This is a genomic window from Piscibacillus salipiscarius (genome assembly GCF_042685285.1).
GTDB classification, from domain to species: domain Bacteria; phylum Bacillota; class Bacilli; order Bacillales; family Alkalibacillaceae; genus Piscibacillus; species Piscibacillus salipiscarius.
In genome coordinates, this window is the sequence record NZ_JBHUMZ010000007.1 from 77941 (window position 1) to 98739 (window position 20799).

At 36.1% G+C, this 20799-nt stretch carries 21 protein-coding genes; 1 reads left to right on the forward strand and 20 read right to left on the reverse strand.

Annotated features, from left to right (window positions below):
• Window positions 1–13: 13 nt before the first annotated feature.
• The 8 genes from ACFSW4_RS01135 to rpsU form a co-directional block, all read right to left on the reverse strand.
• Window positions 14–967: a PhoH family protein gene (locus ACFSW4_RS01135; protein WP_377326916.1), complete on the reverse strand. Its 954-nt coding sequence runs from the start codon at window positions 965–967 to the stop codon at window positions 14–16.
• 3 nt (window positions 968–970) lie between these two features.
• Window positions 971–2140 (reverse strand): sporulation protein YqfD, encoded by a 1170-nt coding sequence (gene yqfD, locus ACFSW4_RS01140; protein WP_377326918.1) that lies wholly within the window; start codon window positions 2138–2140, stop codon window positions 971–973.
• Window positions 2141–2145: 5 nt separating this feature from the next.
• The gene (yqfC, locus tag ACFSW4_RS01145; RefSeq protein ID WP_054753014.1) at window positions 2146–2424 is read right to left on the reverse strand and encodes a sporulation protein YqfC; all 279 of its coding nucleotides are present in this window, start codon (window positions 2422–2424) and stop codon (window positions 2146–2148) included.
• A 167-nt stretch (window positions 2425–2591) separates the two neighbouring features.
• A complete protein-coding gene (locus ACFSW4_RS01150) occupies window positions 2592–3044 on the reverse strand; it encodes a hypothetical protein (RefSeq protein WP_054753016.1) in 453 nt (150 codons plus the stop codon).
• 23 nt (window positions 3045–3067) lie between these two features.
• A complete protein-coding gene (floA, locus tag ACFSW4_RS01155) occupies window positions 3068–4066 on the reverse strand; it encodes a flotillin-like protein FloA (RefSeq protein WP_377326921.1) in 999 nt (332 codons plus the stop codon).
• A 25-nt stretch (window positions 4067–4091) separates the two neighbouring features.
• Complete coding sequence (locus tag ACFSW4_RS01160; protein WP_377326923.1) at window positions 4092–5414, reverse strand: NfeD family protein; 1323 nt, start codon at window positions 5412–5414, stop codon at window positions 4092–4094.
• Between the two features lie 135 nt (window positions 5415–5549).
• Window positions 5550–5993 carry a GatB/YqeY domain-containing protein gene (locus ACFSW4_RS01165; protein ID WP_054753018.1) on the reverse strand — a complete coding sequence of 148 codons (444 nt, stop codon included), beginning with the start codon at window positions 5991–5993 and terminating at the stop codon, window positions 5550–5552.
• 18 nt (window positions 5994–6011) lie between these two features.
• Window positions 6012–6188 (reverse strand): 30S ribosomal protein S21, encoded by a 177-nt coding sequence (rpsU, locus tag ACFSW4_RS01170; protein ID WP_054753022.1) that lies wholly within the window; start codon window positions 6186–6188, stop codon window positions 6012–6014.
• 159 nt (window positions 6189–6347) lie between these two features.
• Between rpsU and ACFSW4_RS01175 the strand changes: the two genes are divergently transcribed.
• Window positions 6348–7316 carry a Na/Pi symporter gene (locus ACFSW4_RS01175; protein WP_377326926.1) on the forward strand — a complete coding sequence of 323 codons (969 nt, stop codon included), beginning with the start codon at window positions 6348–6350 and terminating at the stop codon, window positions 7314–7316.
• Window positions 7317–7353: 37 nt separating this feature from the next.
• On the opposite strand, the gene deoC is transcribed toward ACFSW4_RS01175, so the two are convergent.
• The 12 genes from deoC to spoIIP all read right to left on the reverse strand — a co-directional run bounded on the left by deoC (window position 7354) and on the right by spoIIP (window position 20753).
• Window positions 7354–8028 carry a deoxyribose-phosphate aldolase gene (gene deoC / locus ACFSW4_RS01180; RefSeq protein WP_377326928.1) on the reverse strand — a complete coding sequence of 225 codons (675 nt, stop codon included), beginning with the start codon at window positions 8026–8028 and terminating at the stop codon, window positions 7354–7356.
• A 13-nt stretch (window positions 8029–8041) separates the two neighbouring features.
• A complete protein-coding gene (mtaB, locus tag ACFSW4_RS01185) occupies window positions 8042–9394 on the reverse strand; it encodes a tRNA (N(6)-L-threonylcarbamoyladenosine(37)-C(2))-methylthiotransferase MtaB (protein ID WP_377326930.1) in 1353 nt (450 codons plus the stop codon).
• A complete protein-coding gene (locus ACFSW4_RS01190) occupies window positions 9391–10152 on the reverse strand; it encodes a 16S rRNA (uracil(1498)-N(3))-methyltransferase (protein WP_377326932.1) in 762 nt (253 codons plus the stop codon). The genes mtaB and ACFSW4_RS01190 overlap by 4 nt, the downstream gene beginning before the upstream one ends.
• A 14-nt stretch (window positions 10153–10166) precedes the next feature.
• Entirely contained in the window at window positions 10167–11111 is a 945-nt protein-coding gene (gene prmA / locus ACFSW4_RS01195) for a 50S ribosomal protein L11 methyltransferase (RefSeq protein WP_377326934.1), read from the reverse strand.
• Between the two features lie 39 nt (window positions 11112–11150).
• Complete coding sequence (gene dnaJ, locus ACFSW4_RS01200; RefSeq protein WP_377326936.1) at window positions 11151–12278, reverse strand: molecular chaperone DnaJ; 1128 nt, start codon at window positions 12276–12278, stop codon at window positions 11151–11153.
• Window positions 12279–12450: 172 nt separating this feature from the next.
• A complete protein-coding gene (gene dnaK / locus ACFSW4_RS01205) occupies window positions 12451–14271 on the reverse strand; it encodes a molecular chaperone DnaK (RefSeq protein WP_377326938.1) in 1821 nt (606 codons plus the stop codon).
• A gap of 40 nt (window positions 14272–14311) precedes the next feature.
• Window positions 14312–14875, reverse strand: a complete 564-nt coding sequence (gene grpE, locus ACFSW4_RS01210; RefSeq protein WP_054753064.1) for a nucleotide exchange factor GrpE — start codon at window positions 14873–14875, stop codon at window positions 14312–14314.
• 175 nt (window positions 14876–15050) lie between these two features.
• Entirely contained in the window at window positions 15051–16079 is a 1029-nt protein-coding gene (hrcA, locus tag ACFSW4_RS01215; RefSeq protein WP_054753030.1) for a heat-inducible transcriptional repressor HrcA, read from the reverse strand.
• A gap of 77 nt (window positions 16080–16156) precedes the next feature.
• Window positions 16157–17320 carry a radical SAM family heme chaperone HemW gene (gene hemW, locus ACFSW4_RS01220; protein WP_377326940.1) on the reverse strand — a complete coding sequence of 388 codons (1164 nt, stop codon included), beginning with the start codon at window positions 17318–17320 and terminating at the stop codon, window positions 16157–16159.
• 50 nt (window positions 17321–17370) lie between these two features.
• Window positions 17371–19179 carry a translation elongation factor 4 gene (gene lepA / locus ACFSW4_RS01225; RefSeq protein ID WP_377326942.1) on the reverse strand — a complete coding sequence of 603 codons (1809 nt, stop codon included), beginning with the start codon at window positions 19177–19179 and terminating at the stop codon, window positions 17371–17373.
• 142 nt (window positions 19180–19321) lie between these two features.
• Complete coding sequence (locus tag ACFSW4_RS01230) at window positions 19322–19615, reverse strand: hypothetical protein (RefSeq protein WP_377326944.1); 294 nt, start codon at window positions 19613–19615, stop codon at window positions 19322–19324.
• A 16-nt stretch (window positions 19616–19631) separates the two neighbouring features.
• Window positions 19632–20753: a stage II sporulation protein P gene (gene spoIIP, locus ACFSW4_RS01235; protein WP_377326946.1), complete on the reverse strand. Its 1122-nt coding sequence runs from the start codon at window positions 20751–20753 to the stop codon at window positions 19632–19634.
• Between the last annotated feature and the right edge of the window lie 46 nt (window positions 20754–20799).

Consider the following 20799-nt stretch of genomic DNA (forward strand, 5'->3'; position numbering starts at 1 on the left):
CAACTTTACCACATTATTTTTCGTATGCTTCAATTACTTTTTGAACGAGTGGGTGTCTGACCACATCTGAACCTTTTAAATAATTAAAAGAAATTCCATCAATGTTACTTAGTCGGTCTTCTGATACTTTAAGACCTGAAGTAACACCTTTAGGTAAATCAATTTGTGTAATATCCCCTGTAATGACCATTTTAGACCCAAATCCTAAACGTGTAATAAACATTTTCATTTGTTCTGGCGTTGTATTTTGAGCCTCATCTAAAATGACAAATGCATCATCTAAAGTACGTCCTCGCATATATGCTAATGGAGCAATTTCAATTGTTCCTCGTTCTAATAACCTGGCTGTATGTTCTGCCCCTATAACATCATGAAGGGCATCATATAATGGTCTTAAATAAGGATCGACTTTCTCTTTTAAGTCGCCAGGTAGAAAACCTAAGCTTTCACCAGCTTCAACAGCAGGTCGAGTTAAAATTAATCGTTTAACATCTCCATTTCTTAAGGCCTTAGCTGCCATTACAACTGCTAAGTACGTTTTACCTGTACCTGCCGGGCCAATCCCAAAGACTAAATCTCTTTTTTTAATCGACTGTACATAGTCGCGTTGACCTAATGTCTTTACACGTATTGGCTTGCCTTGTTGGTTTTTTGTAATTTCATCCTCAAATAAAGTTTCAAATTGTTCAATCTTTCCTGACTTAGCTAGCTCTAATCCATATATGACATCACGCTCAGTGATGTTAATTCCTTTCTTAATAACATTTAAAACTGATTCTAATAATGAAAAAACGATATCAACATCTTTTTCTTCACCGTTAATTTTTAATTGTCCACCACGAGTGATGATTTTAACGGGAATAAAATGTTCGATTTGTTTTATATGACGATCATTAGTGCCAAACAGATTCAATGTATCTGAATGATCCTCTAAATGTAAGTCAATCGTTTTTGTCGTCTCTGCCATACATCAGTCTCCTTGATCAATAATTTGTTCTTTGGTGATATCCTCTAATACTTTAACAAACATTTCTAATTTTACTTTATCATTGTCCTTTTTCTGGTGCAAAACTTTTTGGTACAGCACTTCAACCGATTGTCCTAGTTTCCTTTTTAATTGCTCTTCGATAACTTCATCGATCACTTGTTCATCTTCAATTGTTTCAACTGAAACATCCTCAGGATAATAGTGCTTCTTATTTATAGAAAAAGGCGTTTCCCATATTAAAAAGTAAATGGATTTAGATTCCTCTAATAATAACCTTTTTTGATCTGACTTATTGAAAAACCATGAATGATTGCCAAATCCTAGGCCGTATTTCGTTTCAACATCATCTATAAGGTCCTTCTTTTCACTAGCTAAATTGATCGTGCCTGTTATATTATACCAAACTTCTGCAATAACTTCCCCTTCCGAGTAGGTATAAACATCATTTTCATCATCCAAATTACCAGAAACCAATAAATCCCCTTTTTTCACAACATCATTAACTCGTACGAGTGGCCGTCCACTTTGAACATACATTTTTTTGATGGTGCCTGAATTAGTTGCTACTAAGTTACTTGGCTCTCGATCAGCCTTAACTGTATTATTTTTATTTTCCTCGATCATTATGTGAAATGATGTGCCTGTCCTTTTTATTCCCACATAAGAAACTTCCTCTACTTTATTCATAATTTCTCTTTCAATGGAACTAATGGATTCCATATTTTGAATAAACGAACCTCGATTCATTCCTAAAGTTTCAATTAGTTCACTAACTTCATACCGTACTTCTGGTGAGCCCCCTTGAATATCTACCTTCCATATCATGTTTGATAATAGGAATATGAATCCAATGACTAAACATAAGCTAAAAAAGATTGGGGCAATTTTCTTTCTTTTTTGGTAATAATGAGGTGCACCGCCTCTCTTTTGAAATGATATTTTGCATTTAAAGTCTTTCCTAACAGGTTTTAACTTCAATGCATCAATATATTTCATTCTTAGTGTAATGGTAGATGAATCTATTTTCTTTACATTGTAAAAAGGCACTCCATTCCTGTGTAAATGATTAAGCATTTGACCAGGCCTGTTCCCCGTAATTTTGACATCAACGTAACCGTTTATAAATGATTTACTAATGGTCGTCCCCTCCAATCTCTTTATTTTTTATGCTGAACGTTATAAATTTTACCTTCGATAACAATCTCTTTCTTTAATAAGTTCTTGATGACCAAATTCTCACCATGTACTCTAATCAGTCCGTTTTGTTGCTTTACTTCAATTAAGTCAGATTCAAAAGTAACAAGTCCATTATGATTTTCTATGTATAAATGAATATCACCCACTAACGTAATGCGTGGGTAGTCATAAACGATATCAGCTGGTAGTTGTAATCGCCCTGTTAACCATTGATTTATATGTTTGCGCATAGGCTTCATTCAAAATCCCCCTATCATCACCAATTTATGAAAGAACTTATAAATGTATCACTATATCTAGGTAGAATAATTGAAAATTATTAGCGCTTTAACTGAATTTGAACGTTGAGGTCAGAAATTGAAGGCATAAAAAAACAGGATTGTGTATTCACAACCCTGTTTTTGAATTATCGATTTTGTTTAGCTTTTGGCTTTCCTAAGACTTCACTCATAATTAAGCTTTCTACTAATCGCCGGTTATTTAAATTTCTACGTATCGATACATTTTCAACTGTTTGCCTATCCTTATTGTGAATAGAGCTTTGTTTAATTTTATCAAGGTTTTTATCTGTTTTGCTTTGTTCTCTTCTCTCTCTTGATTCCTGTAATTGCTCATACCATTGATTGGTTTGATCAATTTGAACTTCATCATCTTCATCTGAACTGGATGAAGAAATGGTATCGATACTAACTTTTGCCGGTTTGGAGTCTGACTTTTCATAAGTGACTGGTTTTGGCCTCTCAGATCTAACTGGGCCAGCATCTTCATTGTCACCCGACTTTTTAAACAAACTCATGATACCCGCAAGAATCGCTATTAAAAAGACGATATTATCAAATATTAAATCAATAAACCCCATCATTATCACCTAACCAATCGGGATTATTTTTGCTCATCTGTATGATCATCGTCATCTTTATTAAGTTTACTAATCATGTCGCGCATATCTGTATCAGCTAATACGTTTTTATAGTTAACATAATCCATTACACCCATATTGCCACTGCGTAATGCCTCAGCAAGTGCTAAAGGTACTTCTGCTTCTGCTTCTACAACGCGCGCCTGCATCTCTTGAACTTTAGCAATGTTCTCTTGTTCTTGAGCAACCGCCATTGCACGTCGTTCTTCTGCTTTTGCTTGAGCAATGTTTTTATCTGCTTCTGCTTGGTCCATTTGTAGCATAGCTCCGATGTTTTTACCAATATCAACATCAGCTATATCAATTGATAAGATTTCAAATGCAGTACCTGCATCTAGACCTTTCGATAATACATTTTGAGAGATCAAATCTGGATTTTCTAGTACTTCACCATGGCTCTTAGATGAACCAATTGTACTTACAACACCTTCACCAACACGTGCAATAACAGTATCTTCACCTGCACCACCGACTAAACGATCAATGTTTGCACGAACCGTAATTCTAGCTTTTGCTTTAACTTCAATACCATCCATTGCGACACCTGCGATAAATGGTGTTTCAATCACTTTTGGATTAACGCTCATTTGAACGGCTTCTAATACGTCACGACCTGCTAAGTCAATTGCAGCACAACGTTCGAAGCTTAATTCAATATTTGCACGGTGAGCAGCAATTAGCGCGTTTACCACTCGGTCAACATTACCACCAGCTAGATAATGACTCTCTAATTGGTTCGTTTTAACGTCTAACCCAGCTTTATGTGCTTTAATTAGTGGGTTGATGACCATTCTTGGTACAACCCGGCGTAACCTCATCCCAATTAAAGTAAAAATGCTAATACGTACACCAGCAGCTAGTGCACTAATCCATAGCATGACTGGTACGAAAGTAAATAAAATAGCAATGGCAATAATTATAACTGCCACAATAATGAGTGGAAATAATTGTTCAGTCCCCATTCATAAACTCCTCCTACATATTTTTTTATGATTGAATTTCTCGAACAACAACTCGAGAACCTTCAACTTTAACAATTTCAACTTCTGCATCTCTCGAAATAAATGAACCTTCTGAGACCACATCAAGTCTTTCACCATTAAACACTGCCGATCCAGACGGCCTTAAAAACGTTAATGCGCGGCCTCTTAAACCGATTAAATCCATGCGGTTCTCATTTGAAACATAACCTAATTCTGACTTAGTCGAATCTGATAACACGATATGCCTTAATATTCCTTTATTAAAATCTAATTTTCTAAATAAAACAATCGCTAGAACTATTGATACTAGTAAAGCGACTCCGATACTAAATGCCATGTGCCCCATATCTGCACCAGATACTAATAACGCACCTAATATGGCACCACCGCCAATAATTCCTAAAATTCCACTTGGGACAAAGATCTCCAGTATAATACATATGAGCCCAACTAATAATAATATAACTGACTCATACCCAGCTAAACCTGCCACTAAGTGTCCATAGAAAAATAATATTAAGGAGACTAATCCTAATATTCCCGGTATACCGAATCCTGGTGAATATAATTCCACAATTAGTCCAATACTTGCAATTGATAAAAGGATTGGAATGACAACCGGATTAGTAATAAATCTCGCAATATGTTCAGATATGGTTAATTCTGCTTCAGTGACTTTTGGGTTGTTAATATCAAGTTGGTCAAACAACGCTCGTCTGTCTTCTGCAATCCCCTCTGCATATCCAACTTCAACAGCTTCTTCCGCACTTAACGTTAAAAATTCACCCTCAGGTGCGCCATATTCAGGTAAGTCGATACTAGAGTCTGCCATAGCTTCAGCATAAATTGGATCTCTTCCATTTGCTTCAGCCGATGCCCTCATGGCTTTAATCCAATCAGATTGCGCTTTTTTACTTGCCGCATTACCGTCAGAGGTAATGACTCCAGCTGCCCCCATTCTAGCGTTTGGCTTAAAATAAATTTTATCAGCATTAAGCGCTATGTATGAACCAGCAGAGGCAGCTTGGTTGATGACATAAGCCGTGGTAGGTATATCAGTTCCAGTAATTAAATTCGCTATGTCATTTGCTGAATCAACACGTCCGCCTGGAGAATCAATCTCAAATACAATTAAATCAGCAAAGCTGTCTTCAGCTTCTTTAATTGACCTCTCTAAGAAAGCAACTAACCCTTGTTCAACATCATTCTTAACTGGTATGACGTGAATAGATGTAGAATCATTATGTTGATCGGCATCAACTGATAATTGATTCAGCCATAAGAAAGAACACATTAAGATGATAAACGTATAGAACCTTTTTCTCATTTGCTCCCCCCTTTCTCTCTATTATCCTAAACATTAATACGAAATAGCAACCAATTTCGTTTCAAAAAAATAAAATACCTAACTAAAAACAAATTAAAAAACTTGTTTAAAAGTTAGGTATTTTACTCTTAGTCATTATTGTAAATGGTTCATGACCAATTTATTTACTTTAGAGCCATCTGCTTGACCTTTAACTTTAGGCATTACGGCACTCATCACTTTCCCCATATCTTGTTTGGATGTAGCACCAACTTCATTAATTGTGTTAATGATAATTTGCTCTAGCTCTTCATCAGTCAACTGCTCTGGTAAATAAGCTTGAATAATTTCTAATTCTTGCTCAGTTTTCTCTGCTAGATCATCACGATTGGCATTCTTAAACTCCTGGAGGGAATCTTTTCTTTGCTTTACTTCACGCGTTAAAACTTGCATTTCATCGCCTTCAGATAACTCTCCGCCTTTTTTGATCGCTTCATTCTGTAATGAAGACTTAACCATGCGAATAACAGCGAGACGATCTTTTTCCTTGTTCTTTAATGCTTGTTTCATATCTTGATTCAAACGTTCAAGCAAAGTCATTCCATGTTACACCCTCTTCTATTTTTTACGCTTTCTAGCAGCTTCTGACTTTTTCTTTCTACGTACGCTAGGCTTTTCGTAGTATTCACGCTTACGATACTCAGACAACGTGCCGTTCTTTGAAACACTACGTCTGAAGCGTCGAAGAGCATCTTCAATCGACTCATTCTTTTTAACGCGAGTTGTATTTGACATGCTCAACCCTCCCTCCAAATAAAACACAAAATAAAACATCGTGTGCCCTTATGCACATCTTTAGTTATTATATTAAACATTTCTACAAAAATCAATATCCATCAAATTTTTATTCATGTTTAGACCACTTTTCCATAAGATTAAATGAGGTGTTGAAGCATGTACAATATTATAATGCAGGTTTTCTTACTTATAGGAATTTTCTTATTTGGAATTACTGTCATGAGACTAGGTATAAAAGGGTTGACCTATCAACAACTTGAAAAATTAAGACCAAACTTATCACCATTTAATGGGCTATTGTTAGGTCTATTCTTAACCTTAATTCTTCAAAGTAGTTCTGCTTCAATAGCATTACTCATCACGTTTTTAGCTGCGCTGAAAACAAATCTGCCTTTTTCAATTAGTTATTTAATCGGAGCAAATATTGGGACAACCTTTACGGCACAACTATTTGTTTGGAATGAAGTTCATCTCATGTTTTTATGTCTGCTCGTAGGCTTTTTCATGATCTTTATTTCAAATCAAAAAATATTGTTAGCTGGATTAATTATTTTTGGGCTTGGAGTTATTTTCAGTGCATTAAATGGTTTTGAAAGCTTAGCTAATATTATTCCTACTGAACGTATTCAATATATTGTTAATTCTGAGCATAATACGCCTTTATCTCTATCAATCTTTGGGATGTTATTTACTATGATTATACAATCATCTACAGTTGCAACTGGGATGTTAATGAGCTTTTCGAGCGAAGGAACGGTTCCATTAATACAAATTTACTATGTTCTAATCGGAGCGAATATTGGGACGTGCTTTACCGTTTACTTAGTGTCACTTAAACAACCATACCATGCTAGAATAACAGCTTATGCACACATTTGGATAAATGTCTTAGGGGCTATAATTACGTTCCCTATTTTTATTGCGAACCCAATCATACATTTTGCAGAATGGGTCTCAGCAGTTCCGCAGCAACAAATCGTATGGACCGCGGTTGGTTATAACGTGTTAACAGGGATTTTGTTCTTCATTTTCATGAAACCATTTATTAAATTATTAACGTTTATACACAAACCACCGGAAAGCCCAAACCATTCTACCAGAATAGTCATTAATAATAATATTTAGTAAAAAGGTGACCCCGAGATGGGATCACCTTTTCTAATTAATAATCACTATTTGACGTTTCGCCTTTTACAATTTCAACGCCTGATGAAGCACCTATACGTGTTGCTCCTGCATCAATCATAGCGTTAGCATCTTCTAAACTCCTTACGCCACCTGAGGCTTTAACGCCCATTTCAGGTCCAACTGTTAATCTCATTAAACGAACATCTTCAACGGTTGCACCGCCACCTGAGAATCCAGTTGACGTCTTAACAAAATCGGCTCCTGCCTTTTTAGCAAGTTCACATGCTTTTACTTTTTCTTCTTTAGTTAAAAGTGACGTTTCAATAATTACTTTAACAAGTGCTTGGTCTTTTGCAGCATCAACCACCGCTTGGATATCACGTTCAACTTCTTCATAACGGTTATCTTTAAGTGAACCAATGTTGATTACCATATCCACTTCAGTAGCACCATTTTCAATTGCTTGTTTAGTTTCAAAAGCTTTTGTTTCTGAAGTTGTTGCTCCTAGTGGGAATCCAATTACTGTACATACTTTTACATCTGATTCTTTTAATAACTCATGACAATGTGAAACCCATGTTGGATTTACACAAACCGATGCAAAGCTATTTTCTTTAGCTTCTTTACAAATTTGGTTAATCTTTTCCGCCTGAGTTTCAGGCTTTAATTGAGTATGGTCAATCATGGATGCTAAATTCGTTTTTGTCATGTTCATACACTCCTTATTGATTAACTGCCTTTTTAATTGGGGCATCATCCATTACGCGTACAAATTCTGCTTCATTATATGGATAGCCAGCTTTTTTAACTTTCACTCTAACAATCTTTCCTACCATATCTTCAGTTGCAGGGAATACAACTTTTAGGTAATTATCAGTATAGCCTTCATATAGTCCACTTTCAGGATCGCGTTTGTACTTTTCTTCAGGTATAACTTCTAATACTTCATCTTCATACTGTGATGCGTATTCTTTAGCTTGCTGGTTTGATAACTCAATTAGTTGACGTACGCGTTCGTGTTTGATCTCATCATCGATTTGGTCTTTCATACGTGCAGCAGGAGTACCAGTACGCTGTGAATAAGGGAACACATGAAGTTCAGAAAAACCAATCTCTTGAATTGAACGATATGTTTCCATAAATTCTTCTTCAGTTTCACCCGGGAATCCAACAATTACATCAGATGTAATGGCTAAACCTGGTAAGGCTTCTTTTACTTTTTTGACACGTGACATATAAAATTCCATCGTGTACTTTCTGCGCATACGTTTAAGCACGGTGTCAGAACCAGATTGTAACGGGATGTGTAGATGACGTACTACCTTTTCTGACTGGTCTAAAACCTCGATTACTTCATCTGAAATTTGGCTAGCTTCTATTGATGAAATTCGAATTCTTTTAAGACCAACTACTTGAGACTCTAAGTCGCGTAGTAACTGTGCTAAATTATAGTCTTTTAAGTCTTCTCCGTATCCACCTGTGTGAATACCCGTTAGAACAATTTCTTTATATCCAGCATCTACTAATTGCTGAGCTTGTTTAACGACTTCCTCAGGTGGACGAGAACGCATTAACCCTCTAGCCCAAGGAATGATGCAAAATGTACAGAAGTTATTACAACCTTCTTGGATTTTTAATGATGCTCTTGTACGATCTGTAAATTGTGGTACATCCATTTCTTCGAACACACGAGTTTTCATAATGTTTTTAACACCATTAATTGGCTCGCGATCTTGTTTGTATTGTTCTATGTACTCAAGCATTTTACGGCGTTCTTGTGTACCAATCACAATATCGACACCAGGGATTTCCATAATTTCATCTGGGGACGTTTGTGCATAGCAACCTGTAACACAAATGACCGCTTCAGGGTTCTTTCTGACGGCACGACGTATTACTTGGCGACTTTTACGATCACCAGTGTTTGTTACAGTACACGTATTAATCACGTAAACATCAGAACGTTGGTTAAAATCAACGCGCTCATAATCATGTTCTTTAAAAAATTGCCAAATGGCTTCTGTTTCATAATGGTTTACCTTACACCCTAAAGTGTGAAACGCAACAGTAGTCACACTTCGCACCTCCATTCTTCAAAATAAAATGAAATAGCTGATAAAGCATATAATGGCGCTGTTTCTGTTCTCAATATTCTTGGGCCAAGTCGAATAGACTGACAGTTATGGTCACTTAAGAACTCGATTTCTTGATCAGAAAATCCACCTTCAGGGCCAATTATTATTAAAATGTGGTCTCCCTTTTCAACTTGATTGATCATATTTCTAAATTTAAGTGAACAGTTCTTGTGGTCTTTTGCGACTAGTTCACTAGCAACCCAAAGGTGATCATAACTAGGGTTATTAAATAGTTCCTTTAAGGTTAGTTTCTGATTAATTGTAGGGATGACAGACCTATGTGATTGTTCACTTGCTTCCTTAGCAATTTTCTCAAGTCGTTCTAGCTTTTTTTGTTCCTTTTTATGATCCCATTTTACAATAGTACGATCCATTTGTAATGGAATAAAATGCTCAAGTCCTAGTTCTGTTGACTTTTGGACTATTAAGTCTAATTTATCACCCTTAGGCAATCCTTGTGCTAATGTCACCTTAACAGGTAATTCTTGATTTTCGTTTAATTTTTTAATAATTAAACATTCTACCGTTTGATCCTGAATGTCATGAACTTCACAAACATAAGACACACCATTTGTAACACAAATAATGGAGTGTCCTTCTTTCATGCGCATGACATTTACAATATGGTGATAGTCATCACCTTTAATAACTAAATTTTGCTCAGACCATTGATGGGATGGAACGAAATAACGTTGCATAATTTAAACCTCTTTTATTCAGGCTTTTTTGCTACGATTGAAATCCAATCCTCCATTGCATTCACTTCCACAATGTCAAATCCAATTGATGTTAATGCATCTTTCACATCATTTTTCTTACCTTGAATTATACCTGAAGTAATAAAATAACCACCTGGTTTCACTTTACTGAAGGCATCGTCAATAAATTCTAAAATAATCTCAGCTAAAATATTAGACACAATGACATCTGCACCAGCTTCAACATCTTCTAACAGGTTATTCTGTTTAGCTTCGATGCGGTCTTGTACTTGATTTAGTTTAACATTATTTTGCGTACTTTTAACAGCTACTTCATCTAAGTCATAAGCTTTGATATGTCTAGCACCTAACAGCGCAGCAGCAATGGTTAAAACACCTGAGCCAGACCCAACGTCATAGACTATATCCCCTTCATCAACATATTGTTCCAATGCTTGTATAGATAATACAGTTGTTGGGTGTGTACCAGTACCAAAAGCCATACCTGGGTCTAGCTCTATGATAATTTCATCACTGCTGACAGGTTCGTATTCCTCCCAGGTCGGTATAATGGTAATTTTTTCAGATATTTTAACTGGCTTATAATACTTTTTCCAAGCGGTTGCCCAATCTTCCTCATTAACCTCTGAAATCGTTACATTGTTTTTACCAATATCAATACCATATTTAACTAGGTTACTGATGGCTAGCTTAATTTCATCTACTGTTTCACCTAAAAAACTATTAACTGGAAGGTACGCTTTAATATATACGCCTTCTTCAGGATATTGATTAGGGTCAAGTTCATATATTGTTCCGAATAGCTTAACATCGTCCTTTAGATATAAATCTTGTGGATCTTCAATAACGACTCCGCTTGCTCCCGCTTCATGAAGAATGTTAGAAATCGGTTCTATTGCTTCGTTTGTGGTGTGAACTTTTAACTCGGACCACTTCATACGAATCACTCACTTCGACTTTTTTTAACCTGATAAACATTACCCTTTAAAGGCGCGTTTCATTCGCTGAAATAGATTATCTTGTTGTTCATCTAATGACTCATCGCCACTTAATTCATGGAATTCTCTTAGTAATTCTTTTTGCTTGTCATTTAATTTCTTAGGCACAATTACTTTTACTAAAATATGCTGGTCACCTTGACCATGTCCATGAACATTAGGTGCCCCTTTGCCTTTTAGTCTAAAATGCGTGCCCGTTTGTGTACCAGCTGGTACTTTTAATTTAACGCGGCCATGCACAGTCGGTACCTCTATTTCGTCACCGAGTGCAGCCTGGGTAAATGTAATAGGCATTTCACAGAGAATATCGTCACCGTCACGCTCAAAGAATTCATGTCGTCTGACACGAATAACAACATATAAATCACCTGAAGGTCCTCCGTTAACCCCAGGTCCACCTTGACGAGTAACACGAATTTGCTGTCCATCATCCACACCAGCAGGAATGCGAATATCAATTTTCTTGCGAGTTTTTACTTTCCCATCTCCACCGCATGTGTTACATTTTTCTTCAACTTGCTTACCGCTTCCTTGACAATGATGACAAACTCTACGGTTCACGACTCTACCAAATGGAGTATTTTGTTCCACGTTTAACTGACCTGTGCCATTACAGTGCTGACATGTATGAACGGATGTTCCTGGTTTCGCTCCAGAACCATCACATGTGTCACACGTTTCTTCTTTTGGTATTTCGATTGTAGTTTCCTTACCAAAAATCGCTTCTTCAAAATCAATTTCCATTGTATATTGTAAGTCCTGACCTTGTCTTGGGGCATTTGGGTCACGGCTTCTTCTTCCGCCACCCCCGAAGAACATATCAAAAATATCACCAAAATCACCAAAGTCTTCGAAGCCACCAAAGCCACCTTGACCTGCACCTTGCTGTGTCCCTGCGTGGCCAAATTGGTCATACTGCTGACGTTTTTGGGCATTACTTAATACTTCATAAGCCTCTTTGACTTCCTTGAATTTATCTGCTGCGTTTTCTTCTTGACTCACATCTGGATGATACTTTCTGGCTAGTTTACGGTATGCTTTTTTAATTTCATCTTTTGATGCATCCTTTGATACACCAAGCACTTCATAATAGTCTCGTTTACTCAACCTCTGATCACTCTCCCGTACCTTATCGCATAAATTTTATCATAACATTACAGTCTAAGTTACTGCAATTCATTAAGTGATTATAAGAATATTTAGAATCAAACCTTAAAATCATATTGTGCTGAAAAAAAGTCAAAGCCAAGAATGCCCTGACTTTGACTTTTTTAGTACATTATTTTTTATCGTCTTCGTTTACTTCTTCATAGTCAGCATCAACAACTTCATCGCCTTCATCAGTTTTACCTTGTTCTTGCTGAGCTTGTTGTTGTGCTTGTTCATAAAGCTTTACAGAAAGGTTTTGAACTTCTTGTTCTAAAGCTTCTTTCTTAGCTTTAATATCTTCAAAATCTTCGCCTTCTAAAGCTTTTTTAAGTTCTTCTTTTGCATCCTCTGCTTTTTGTTTCTCTTCATCAGTGACATTGTCGCCTAAATCTTTAATCGTCTTATCTGTTTGGAAGACTAACTGATCCGCCTCGTTACGAAGTTCGATTTGTTCACGGCGCTTCTTATCTTCTTCCGCATTTTCTTCTGCTTCCTTAACCATTTGTTCAACTTCTTCATCTGATAGACCTGAAGAAGATTTGATTGTAATAGACTGTTCTTTGTTTGTACCCATATCTTTAGCACTTACGTTAACAATACCATTGGCATCAATATCGAATTTAACTTCGATTTGAGGTACACCACGAGGCGCTGGTGGAATATCCGTTAACTGGAAACGACCAAGTGTTTTGTTATCTTGAGCCATTTCACGCTCACCTTGCAAGACGTGAATGTCTACAGCTGTTTGGTTATCTGCAGCTGTTGAGAACACTTGTGAGTGACTAGTTGGAATTGTTGTATTACGTTCAATTAGCTTAGTTGATACGCCGCCCATTGTTTCGATACCTAATGATAGTGGTGTTACGTCTAATAGAACAACGTCTTTAACGTCACCTTGAAGAACGCCACCTTGAATAGCTGCACCTAAAGCTACAACTTCATCTGGGTTTACACCTTTAGAAGGTTCTTTTCCAACTGATTTTTCAATAGCTTCCTGAACTGCTGGAATACGAGTAGAACCACCTACTAAAATAACTTTATCAATTTCTGAAGCACTCATATCTGCATCTTTTAACGCTTGACGTGTAGGTTTCATTGTTCTTTCTACTAAATCAGAAGCTAACTCTTCAAATTTAGCGCGAGTTAAGTTCATCTCTAAGTGTAATGGCCCAGCATCACCAGCTGTGATGAATGGTAAAGAGATTTGTGTCTGCGCAACACCTGAAAGATCTTTCTTAGCTTTCTCAGCTGCGTCTTTTAAGCGTTGTAATGCCATTTTATCTTGAGAAAGGTCAATGCCATTTTCTTTCTTGAATTCTTCTACCATATGGTTAATAATGACTTGGTCAAAGTCGTCACCACCAAGTTTGTTATCACCAGCAGTAGAAACAACTTCAAACGTACCGTCGCCAATATCTAGAATTGATACGTCAAAAGTACCGCCGCCTAAGTCATATACTAGAACTGTTTGGTCTTGATCCTGATCAATTCCATAAGCTAATGCTGCAGCAGTCGGCTCGTTAATAATACGTTCAACTTCTAATCCTGCAATTTTACCTGCATCTTTAGTTGCTTGACGCTCAGCATCGTTGAAATAAGCAGGTACGGTAATAACTGCTTTAGTTACTTCTTCGCCGAGGTAATCTTCAGCGTAAGATTTAATGTGTTGTAAAATGATTGCTGAGACTTCTTGAGGAGTATATTCTTTTCCTTCAATTTCCTCTTTATGATCAGTTCCCATGTGACGCTTAATTGATTGAATCGTATTTGGGTTAGTTATTGCTTGACGTTTTGCTACTTCACCAACCTGACGCTCACCATTTTTAAATGAAACAACTGATGGTGTCGTACGATTTCCTTCTGGATTTGGGATGACTTTAGCTTCGCCACCTTCCATAACTGCTACACATGAGTTTGTTGTACCTAAGTCAATACCGATAATTTTACTCATTATTAAATCCTCCCTTATTCATAACGTCAATTATTGTTTATTATTCATTAACCTTAACCATTGCTGGTCGGATAACCCGATCCTTTAATTTATAGCCTTTTTGTAAGACTTCTACAATTTGATTTGATTCATAACCTTCCTCACTTACTTGCATGACAGCTTGATGCATATTGGGATCGAATTCTTCATTCTCTGCTTGAATTTCTTCAACCCCTGCTTTTTCAAGTGCTTGATTTAACTGGTTATAAACCATTTTTACTCCATCGACAAACGACTGACTACCTTCACCACTGACTTCTGTCTGTAGGGCTCTTTCAAAGTTATCTAAAACAGGTAAGATTTCACCTACAAGTTCCTGTGACTTATATTTCAAGTCGTTTTCGCGTTCTTTCTGCGTTCGACGACGGAAATTATCAAAGTCAGCCTGAGTTCTTAAGTATTTATTTTTTAATTCCTCATTTTCGGTTTCAAGTTGTTTAACTTGGTCTTTTAGTGATTCCTGTTCTGAATCTTGTGATTCATTAACAGATTCATTTTGATCATTTTTAGGCTCTTCATTTGTCAATTCTTCTTGTTGTTCTTGATTCATTGTTTTTTCATCCATTTCGTCACCTCCAGCGAATTCCCTTCCATTTCCAATTGTTAAATATACCATTAATTTTAAAAATGACAAGTATTTAACCGCAATAAAACTTGGCCACGCATAAGCCAAGTTTTATTACCTTATAACGGTAAATAATTAACACATGACACTAACAATATAAGCATTTCCTCTTTTACTAGTCATTAAACCAGGTTTGCAGTGTCTTCGTCATTTGACCACTCCATAAATCCAGGATCGAAACGGCCTTTGCATAATCCATGCGAGTTGGCCCAAGTAATGCAATTGTACCAACTTGGTCGTCATCTAATGAATAAGTAGCTGTAATTAGTGTACAATTATTCATTTCTTTGATTTTGTTTTCCCGGCCAATATAAATATGCAAACCTTCATCTTCACTTTTTAGAACTGGTGCAATTTGCTCTTCACTTTCCATAATGTCAAATAGTGATCTAATTTTATCGACATCTGTAAATTCAGGTTGGGTTAATATATTTGTTTTACCACTTACATAAAGGTTGGTCGGCTGTTCTGTAAATAAGGCCTGATTAAGTAACTGATATGATTTTTGAAAATCACTAGTATACTTTTTCAATAACCCTTTTACTTCAGTATCTATAAATCTGTCTAAATAAATAATTGGAACACCGCTTAACTTTTCATTTAAGATATTAACCGTTTTCTCTAAATCTGAATGGTCTAAATCTTTTGGAATAGCAAATGAACGATGCTCAACATGTCCTTTATCCGTAATCAAAATCGCAATTGCTGATTGATTATTTAAAGGAACAATTTGAAGTTGTTTTAATTTCGTTTCATATACTTGGGGCCCTAATACAAGTGTTGTATATCTCGTCAACTCAGATAGAATATGAGCAGAATTTTGCATCACTCGTTCTAGCTCCATCATTCTTTCACTAAAAGATTGTTGAATCTGATTGACCTCATGATTAGATAATTTAAGTGGTGACATAATGTGATCCACATAATAACGATACCCTTTTTCAGAAGGAATTCGTCCTGAAGATGAATGAGTTTTTTCTAAAAAACCCATGTCTTCTAAATCCGCCATTTCATTCCGGATTGTAGCAGGGCTAAAAGAAACTTGCTCTTTCTTAGCAATATTACGAGAACCAACAGGCTGAGCTGACTCAATAAAGTCATCAACAATCACTTTTAATACTAGTAGTTGACGATTTGTTAGCATAATCTATCACCCCTGTTAGCACTCAATTGATTCGAGTGCTAATTCTAATAATAAATTATCAAAATCATATAAACCTGTCAATTATTAAAGACTTTTTTATATGTCTGTTCATCCAATAAAAATGATGCAAAGACATCATTACCAAACATCATACCATCTTTGGTAAGGAAGATTCGCTCATTTTGTTTCTCAATCCAGCCTTTCTGTAATAAATCTTGTATTTCCCTCTTATATAACTCATACATTGAAACACCGTACTTTTTAGTAAAACTTCGGTTATCAACTCCTAGTGCTCTTCTTAACCCTAAGAACATCTCTTCTTCAATTTTTTCTTTTAAGGTAATAGGGTCAACGTGTAATATTGGTTTTTTTCCTTTTTCGATTGCTTCATTGTAATGGTTAACAGGTCTTATATTGACATAACGTTCTTCATTAACGTAACCATGAGCACCGGCTCCAAATGCATAATACTCCTCATTATTCCAATAAGTTAAATTATGTCTACTTTCATAGCCTTCTTCAGCATAATTACTTATTTCATAGTGTGATTTACCAGCTTGCTCCATCATCTCCATGAGCATAGACAACATTTCTGCCTCGTCCTCTTCTGGGGGTTTAGTTAACTTACCTTGCTGATGTCTCATATGAAATACCGTTCTAGGTTCTATTTGAAGTGCATAAGCTGAGTAGTGAGGCAAATCAAAGTCTAATGCTAAATTTAAGGTTTTCTTAAAGTGTTCGATTGATTGATCTGGTAATGCATATATAAAATCCATACTAATATTATTTAGATTGAACCCCTTTAACATTCTTACCGTATTTTGTACATCATCAACAGTATGATTACGGTTTAACATTTTCAGAAAATCATCATCTAACACTTGTACACCTAATGACACGCGGTTAATCCCATAATCTTTCATAACTTTAACATGTGATTCTTCAAACTCTCCAGGATTTGCTTCAATTGTAAACTCTTCAACTTGTTTTACATCAATGAACTTATGAATCGACTTCATTAAATATTCAAGTTGTTCCGAATTCAGACTAGTAGGTGTCCCTCCACCTAGATATATAGTTCGAGGTGAAATTTTTTGATTTCCTAAGTAAAATTCCATCTCTTTCCTTAAGTTCTTAAGATATTGATCTGCCAAATCACGATTATAATATATTTTAGCAAAATCACAATAATGGCAAATCTCATGACAAAAAGGAATGTGTATATATACTGAACGATCCATTTTGCCACCTCCTTTAACACAAGATAAAAGGGCTGACCATTTGGCCGCCCTTAAGAATCATCATCCATTTCTAAAACAGACATAAATGCTTCCTGTGGAATTTCAACTTTACCAACCATTTTCATACGTTTTTTACCTTCTTTTTGCTTTTCAAGAAGTTTTCTTTTACGCGAAATGTCTCCGCCATAACATTTAGATAATACGTTCTTACGCATGGCTTTGATGGTTGTTCTTGCAACCACTTTATTTCCAATTGCCGCCTGGACTGGTACTTCGAATTGCTGTCTAGGAATAATCTTCTTCAATTTCTCGGCAATATGTTTCCCGCGATGGTAAGCAAATTCACGGTGAACGATAAATGATAACGCGTCAACCGGTTCACCATTCAGTAAGATATCCATTTTAACTAAATTAGATGGTTTATAGCCACTTAATTCATAATCAAACGAAGCATAACCTTTAGTCTGAGATTTTAATTGGTCAAAGAAATCATAAACAATTTCAGATAAAGGAATTTCATATACAATATTTACACGATTATCGTCTAAATATTGCATATCAATGAATTGGCCGCGCTTCTTCTGACAAATCTCCATAACTGGACCAACAAAATCATTTGGGACCATCACAGTAGCCTGAACAAATGGTTCACGTACCTCTTTAACATTTTTAGTTTCTGGCATTAGTGAAGGATTTTCAATGTTAATCATTTGACCGTCATTTAATTCTACTTCATAAATAACACTTGGAGCTGTAGTTATTAAATCAATATTGAATTCGCGTTCGATTCGTTCTTGAATAATTTCCATATGCAATAAGCCTAAGAATCCACAACGAAAGCCAAAACCTAGTGCTTGCGATGTTTCTGGTTCATATTGTAAAGATGAATCATTTAATTCCAAACGCTCTAATGCTTCACGTAAATCGTTGTAATTATCAGCATCTACCGGGAATAAGCCGCAATATACCATCGGGTTTAAACGCTTGTACCCTGGTAATGGTTCGGCAGCAGGATTGTTCTCTAATGTAATAGTGTCACCAACACGTGAGTCTCCAACATTCTTAATGGAAGCCGTTAAGAACCCGACATCTCCTACCGATAATTCTTTCTTACTAATAGGTTTAGGTGTAAAAACACCAAGTTCATTAACTTCGAAGGTTTTACCTGTTTGCATCATTTTGATTTGATCGCCAACTTTAACGCTACCTTCTTTCACACATATGTAGGCGATGACACCTCTATAAGGGTCATATAACGAATCAAAAATAAGTGCTTTTGTTGGTTTTTCAGGTTTACCTGCTGGAGCAGGAATATCTGTGACGATTCTCTCTAAGATTTCATCAATTCCAACTCCATCTTTTGCTGAAGCTAGAATTGCATCGTCAGCATCTATACCTATTACGTCTTCTATTTCTTGTTTTACTCGATCAACATCGGCACTTGGCAAATCAATTTTATTGATCACTGGAATAATTTCTAAATCATTATCAAGTGCAAGATATACGTTGGCCAACGTTTGAGCTTCAATACCTTGAGCAGCATCAACTACTAGTAGAGCACCTTCACAAGCGGCCAAACTTCTCGAAACTTCATATGTAAAATCGACGTGTCCAGGTGTATCAATTAAATGAAATAAATAGTCTTCACCATCGTTTGCTCCGTATTTAAGCTGTACGGCATTAAGTTTAATGGTAATTCCACGTTCACGTTCTAAATCCATTGCATCAAGAAACTGTTCTTTCATTTCTCGATCAGTCAGAGCTTTCGTTTTCTCTAATATTCGATCTGCTAATGTTGACTTCCCGTGGTCAATATGGGCGATAATCGAAAAATTTCGGACATTCTGTTGTTTAGTCAACTTTCATCACTCCTGTTTCTACGTCCAATAACACTAGCTCGATTATAGCAATTGAGCCTATATTATTCAATCTTTTACTGAGCAAAAAGAAACCCACCTACAAAGGTGAGTTTCTTTACAAAACTTAATCGTCAGTATTTAATCAAAAAAACATGGCACTAAATCGATAAAGGAATTGGAAGATGACTGAGAATAATGTTTTAACGACATCTTCTAAAAATACCGCAATGCTATAAAACGAACTGGATTTAGATTCTACATCATCACTCAAAACTTGATCATGAACGTCATTAAATGATTCCTCTGTCACGCTAGACTGATTAAAATCAGCCTCTGTTTCTATAATATTTTGCTCTGGCTCAGCATGGTTATTAGCCGTTTGCATCCCTAAGTAAAAGATAAAAAAGCAGACGATTACCCAAAATAATACTCTCATCATCATCCTCCTTTAATTATTGATTTACTGCGCCTTCTTGCTCAAAATAATACTCACCAAATGCTTCTGCTAGCGCATCAATCGCAAAATTTAGCTCATCAAAGTTATTCTCGATCCCACCAACTTCAACGATCACCGCTTTATTAGATAAATCCTGGTTATAAACACCGTTTGTTCCTGGACCTTCATTTATAATAACGCCACGGCTTAAGCCGGGATATTTACTTTCAATTAAATCATGGAGTTTAGATGCAAATTGTAAATTCTTTTCATGATTTTTGTTTTCGCCGCCTACCACGAAAGCGAGGCGAGCTACTGATTTACCGTTGATTTTTGCAGTTGTCTTACTTCTAGGCATGGCATCTCTATGAATATCAATAAGGTATTTCATGTCATTATTCTTACTCATAACCTCTTTTACAATATTTCTGGAATAATCATAGGATTTGCCGTAACCACCCGGTGGTAACTGTTTCCAATAATCTGTACGATCAATATACGGATTTAATCCAAATGCCTTAAGTTTATCTCCAAATCTTTTGCTGAGCTGCATCACGTTTTTAGTTTCATGATATACCGTATTAATTGAAGTACCTTCTGGTAAATGCGGTAAGAAGGATTCTCGATTGTGAGTGGTATATACAAGTATGTTTTCATCATCAACATTTACTTGAGGTTGTTCTTCTTGAGGATCTGATTCTTGATTATCAAACATGTAATCTGGCGGTTCAGTTTCTATAACTGTTGAAAACATATTGGTTCCCTCACCAGCGATGGCAATGGTGCTATTTGTGTTCGGAAATCTTGGTAATTCATGCCCAAATAACAATCGCGTATCTTGATAGGGCAAATTCGTAAAGATTGGAAAAGCGAAACTGGATAATGTTAGAGGTTCGGTGTGTTGGTCGTTCAGCCCGTCCAAAATCGGTTGATCGATTGTCATAAAAAATGAATAGGAAGCACCGTCGATTTGATTGAGCCAACCTTCTAAAAAGTTCGTCGATGCTTCACTAAATGGTTTTATAGAAAAGATTGGTACAAACAAGATTAAACAAATAAAGAAGACTTGAAATAATAGAAAAGGGTGTTTCTTAACTTTTTGTAACTTGGACCAATTTATTTGGAACTTTTTATTCATACACCTTTTCAACCTTTCTACTGAAGTTCTATTAAAACTCTATTCA

Bases quoted from the DNA above. Each gene is read 5' to 3' on its own strand.
- ACFSW4_RS01135 (WP_377326916.1), bottom strand. From the start codon at position 967: ATGGCAGAGACGACAAAAACGATTGACTTACATTTAGAGGATCATTCA.
- yqfC (WP_054753014.1), bottom strand. From the start codon at position 2,424: ATGAAGCCTATGCGCAAACATATAAATCAATGGTTAACAGGGCGATTA.
- ACFSW4_RS01150 (WP_054753016.1), bottom strand. From the start codon at position 3,044: ATGGGGTTTATTGATTTAATATTTGATAATATCGTCTTTTTAATAGCG.
- floA (WP_377326921.1), bottom strand. From the start codon at position 4,066: ATGGGGACTGAACAATTATTTCCACTCATTATTGTGGCAGTTATAATT.
- ACFSW4_RS01160 (WP_377326923.1), bottom strand. From the start codon at position 5,414: ATGAGAAAAAGGTTCTATACGTTTATCATCTTAATGTGTTCTTTCTTA.
- ACFSW4_RS01165 (WP_054753018.1), bottom strand. From the start codon at position 5,993: ATGACTTTGCTTGAACGTTTGAATCAAGATATGAAACAAGCATTAAAG.
- rpsU (WP_054753022.1), bottom strand. From the start codon at position 6,188: ATGTCAAATACAACTCGCGTTAAAAAGAATGAGTCGATTGAAGATGCT.
- ACFSW4_RS01175 (WP_377326926.1), top strand. From the start codon at position 6,348: ATGTACAATATTATAATGCAGGTTTTCTTACTTATAGGAATTTTCTTA.
- deoC (WP_377326928.1), bottom strand. From the start codon at position 8,028: ATGACAAAAACGAATTTAGCATCCATGATTGACCATACTCAATTAAAG.
- ACFSW4_RS01190 (WP_377326932.1), bottom strand. From the start codon at position 10,152: ATGCAACGTTATTTCGTTCCATCCCATCAATGGTCTGAGCAAAATTTA.
- prmA (WP_377326934.1), bottom strand. From the start codon at position 11,111: ATGAAGTGGTCCGAGTTAAAAGTTCACACCACAAACGAAGCAATAGAA.
- dnaK (WP_377326938.1), bottom strand. From the start codon at position 14,271: ATGAGTAAAATTATCGGTATTGACTTAGGTACAACAAACTCATGTGTA.
- grpE (WP_054753064.1), bottom strand. From the start codon at position 14,875: ATGGATGAAAAAACAATGAATCAAGAACAACAAGAAGAATTGACAAAT.
- hrcA (WP_054753030.1), bottom strand. From the start codon at position 16,079: ATGCTAACAAATCGTCAACTACTAGTATTAAAAGTGATTGTTGATGAC.
- hemW (WP_377326940.1), bottom strand. From the start codon at position 17,320: ATGGATCGTTCAGTATATATACACATTCCTTTTTGTCATGAGATTTGC.
- ACFSW4_RS01230 (WP_377326944.1), bottom strand. From the start codon at position 19,615: ATGAGAGTATTATTTTGGGTAATCGTCTGCTTTTTTATCTTTTACTTA.
- spoIIP (WP_377326946.1), bottom strand. From the start codon at position 20,753: ATGAATAAAAAGTTCCAAATAAATTGGTCCAAGTTACAAAAAGTTAAG.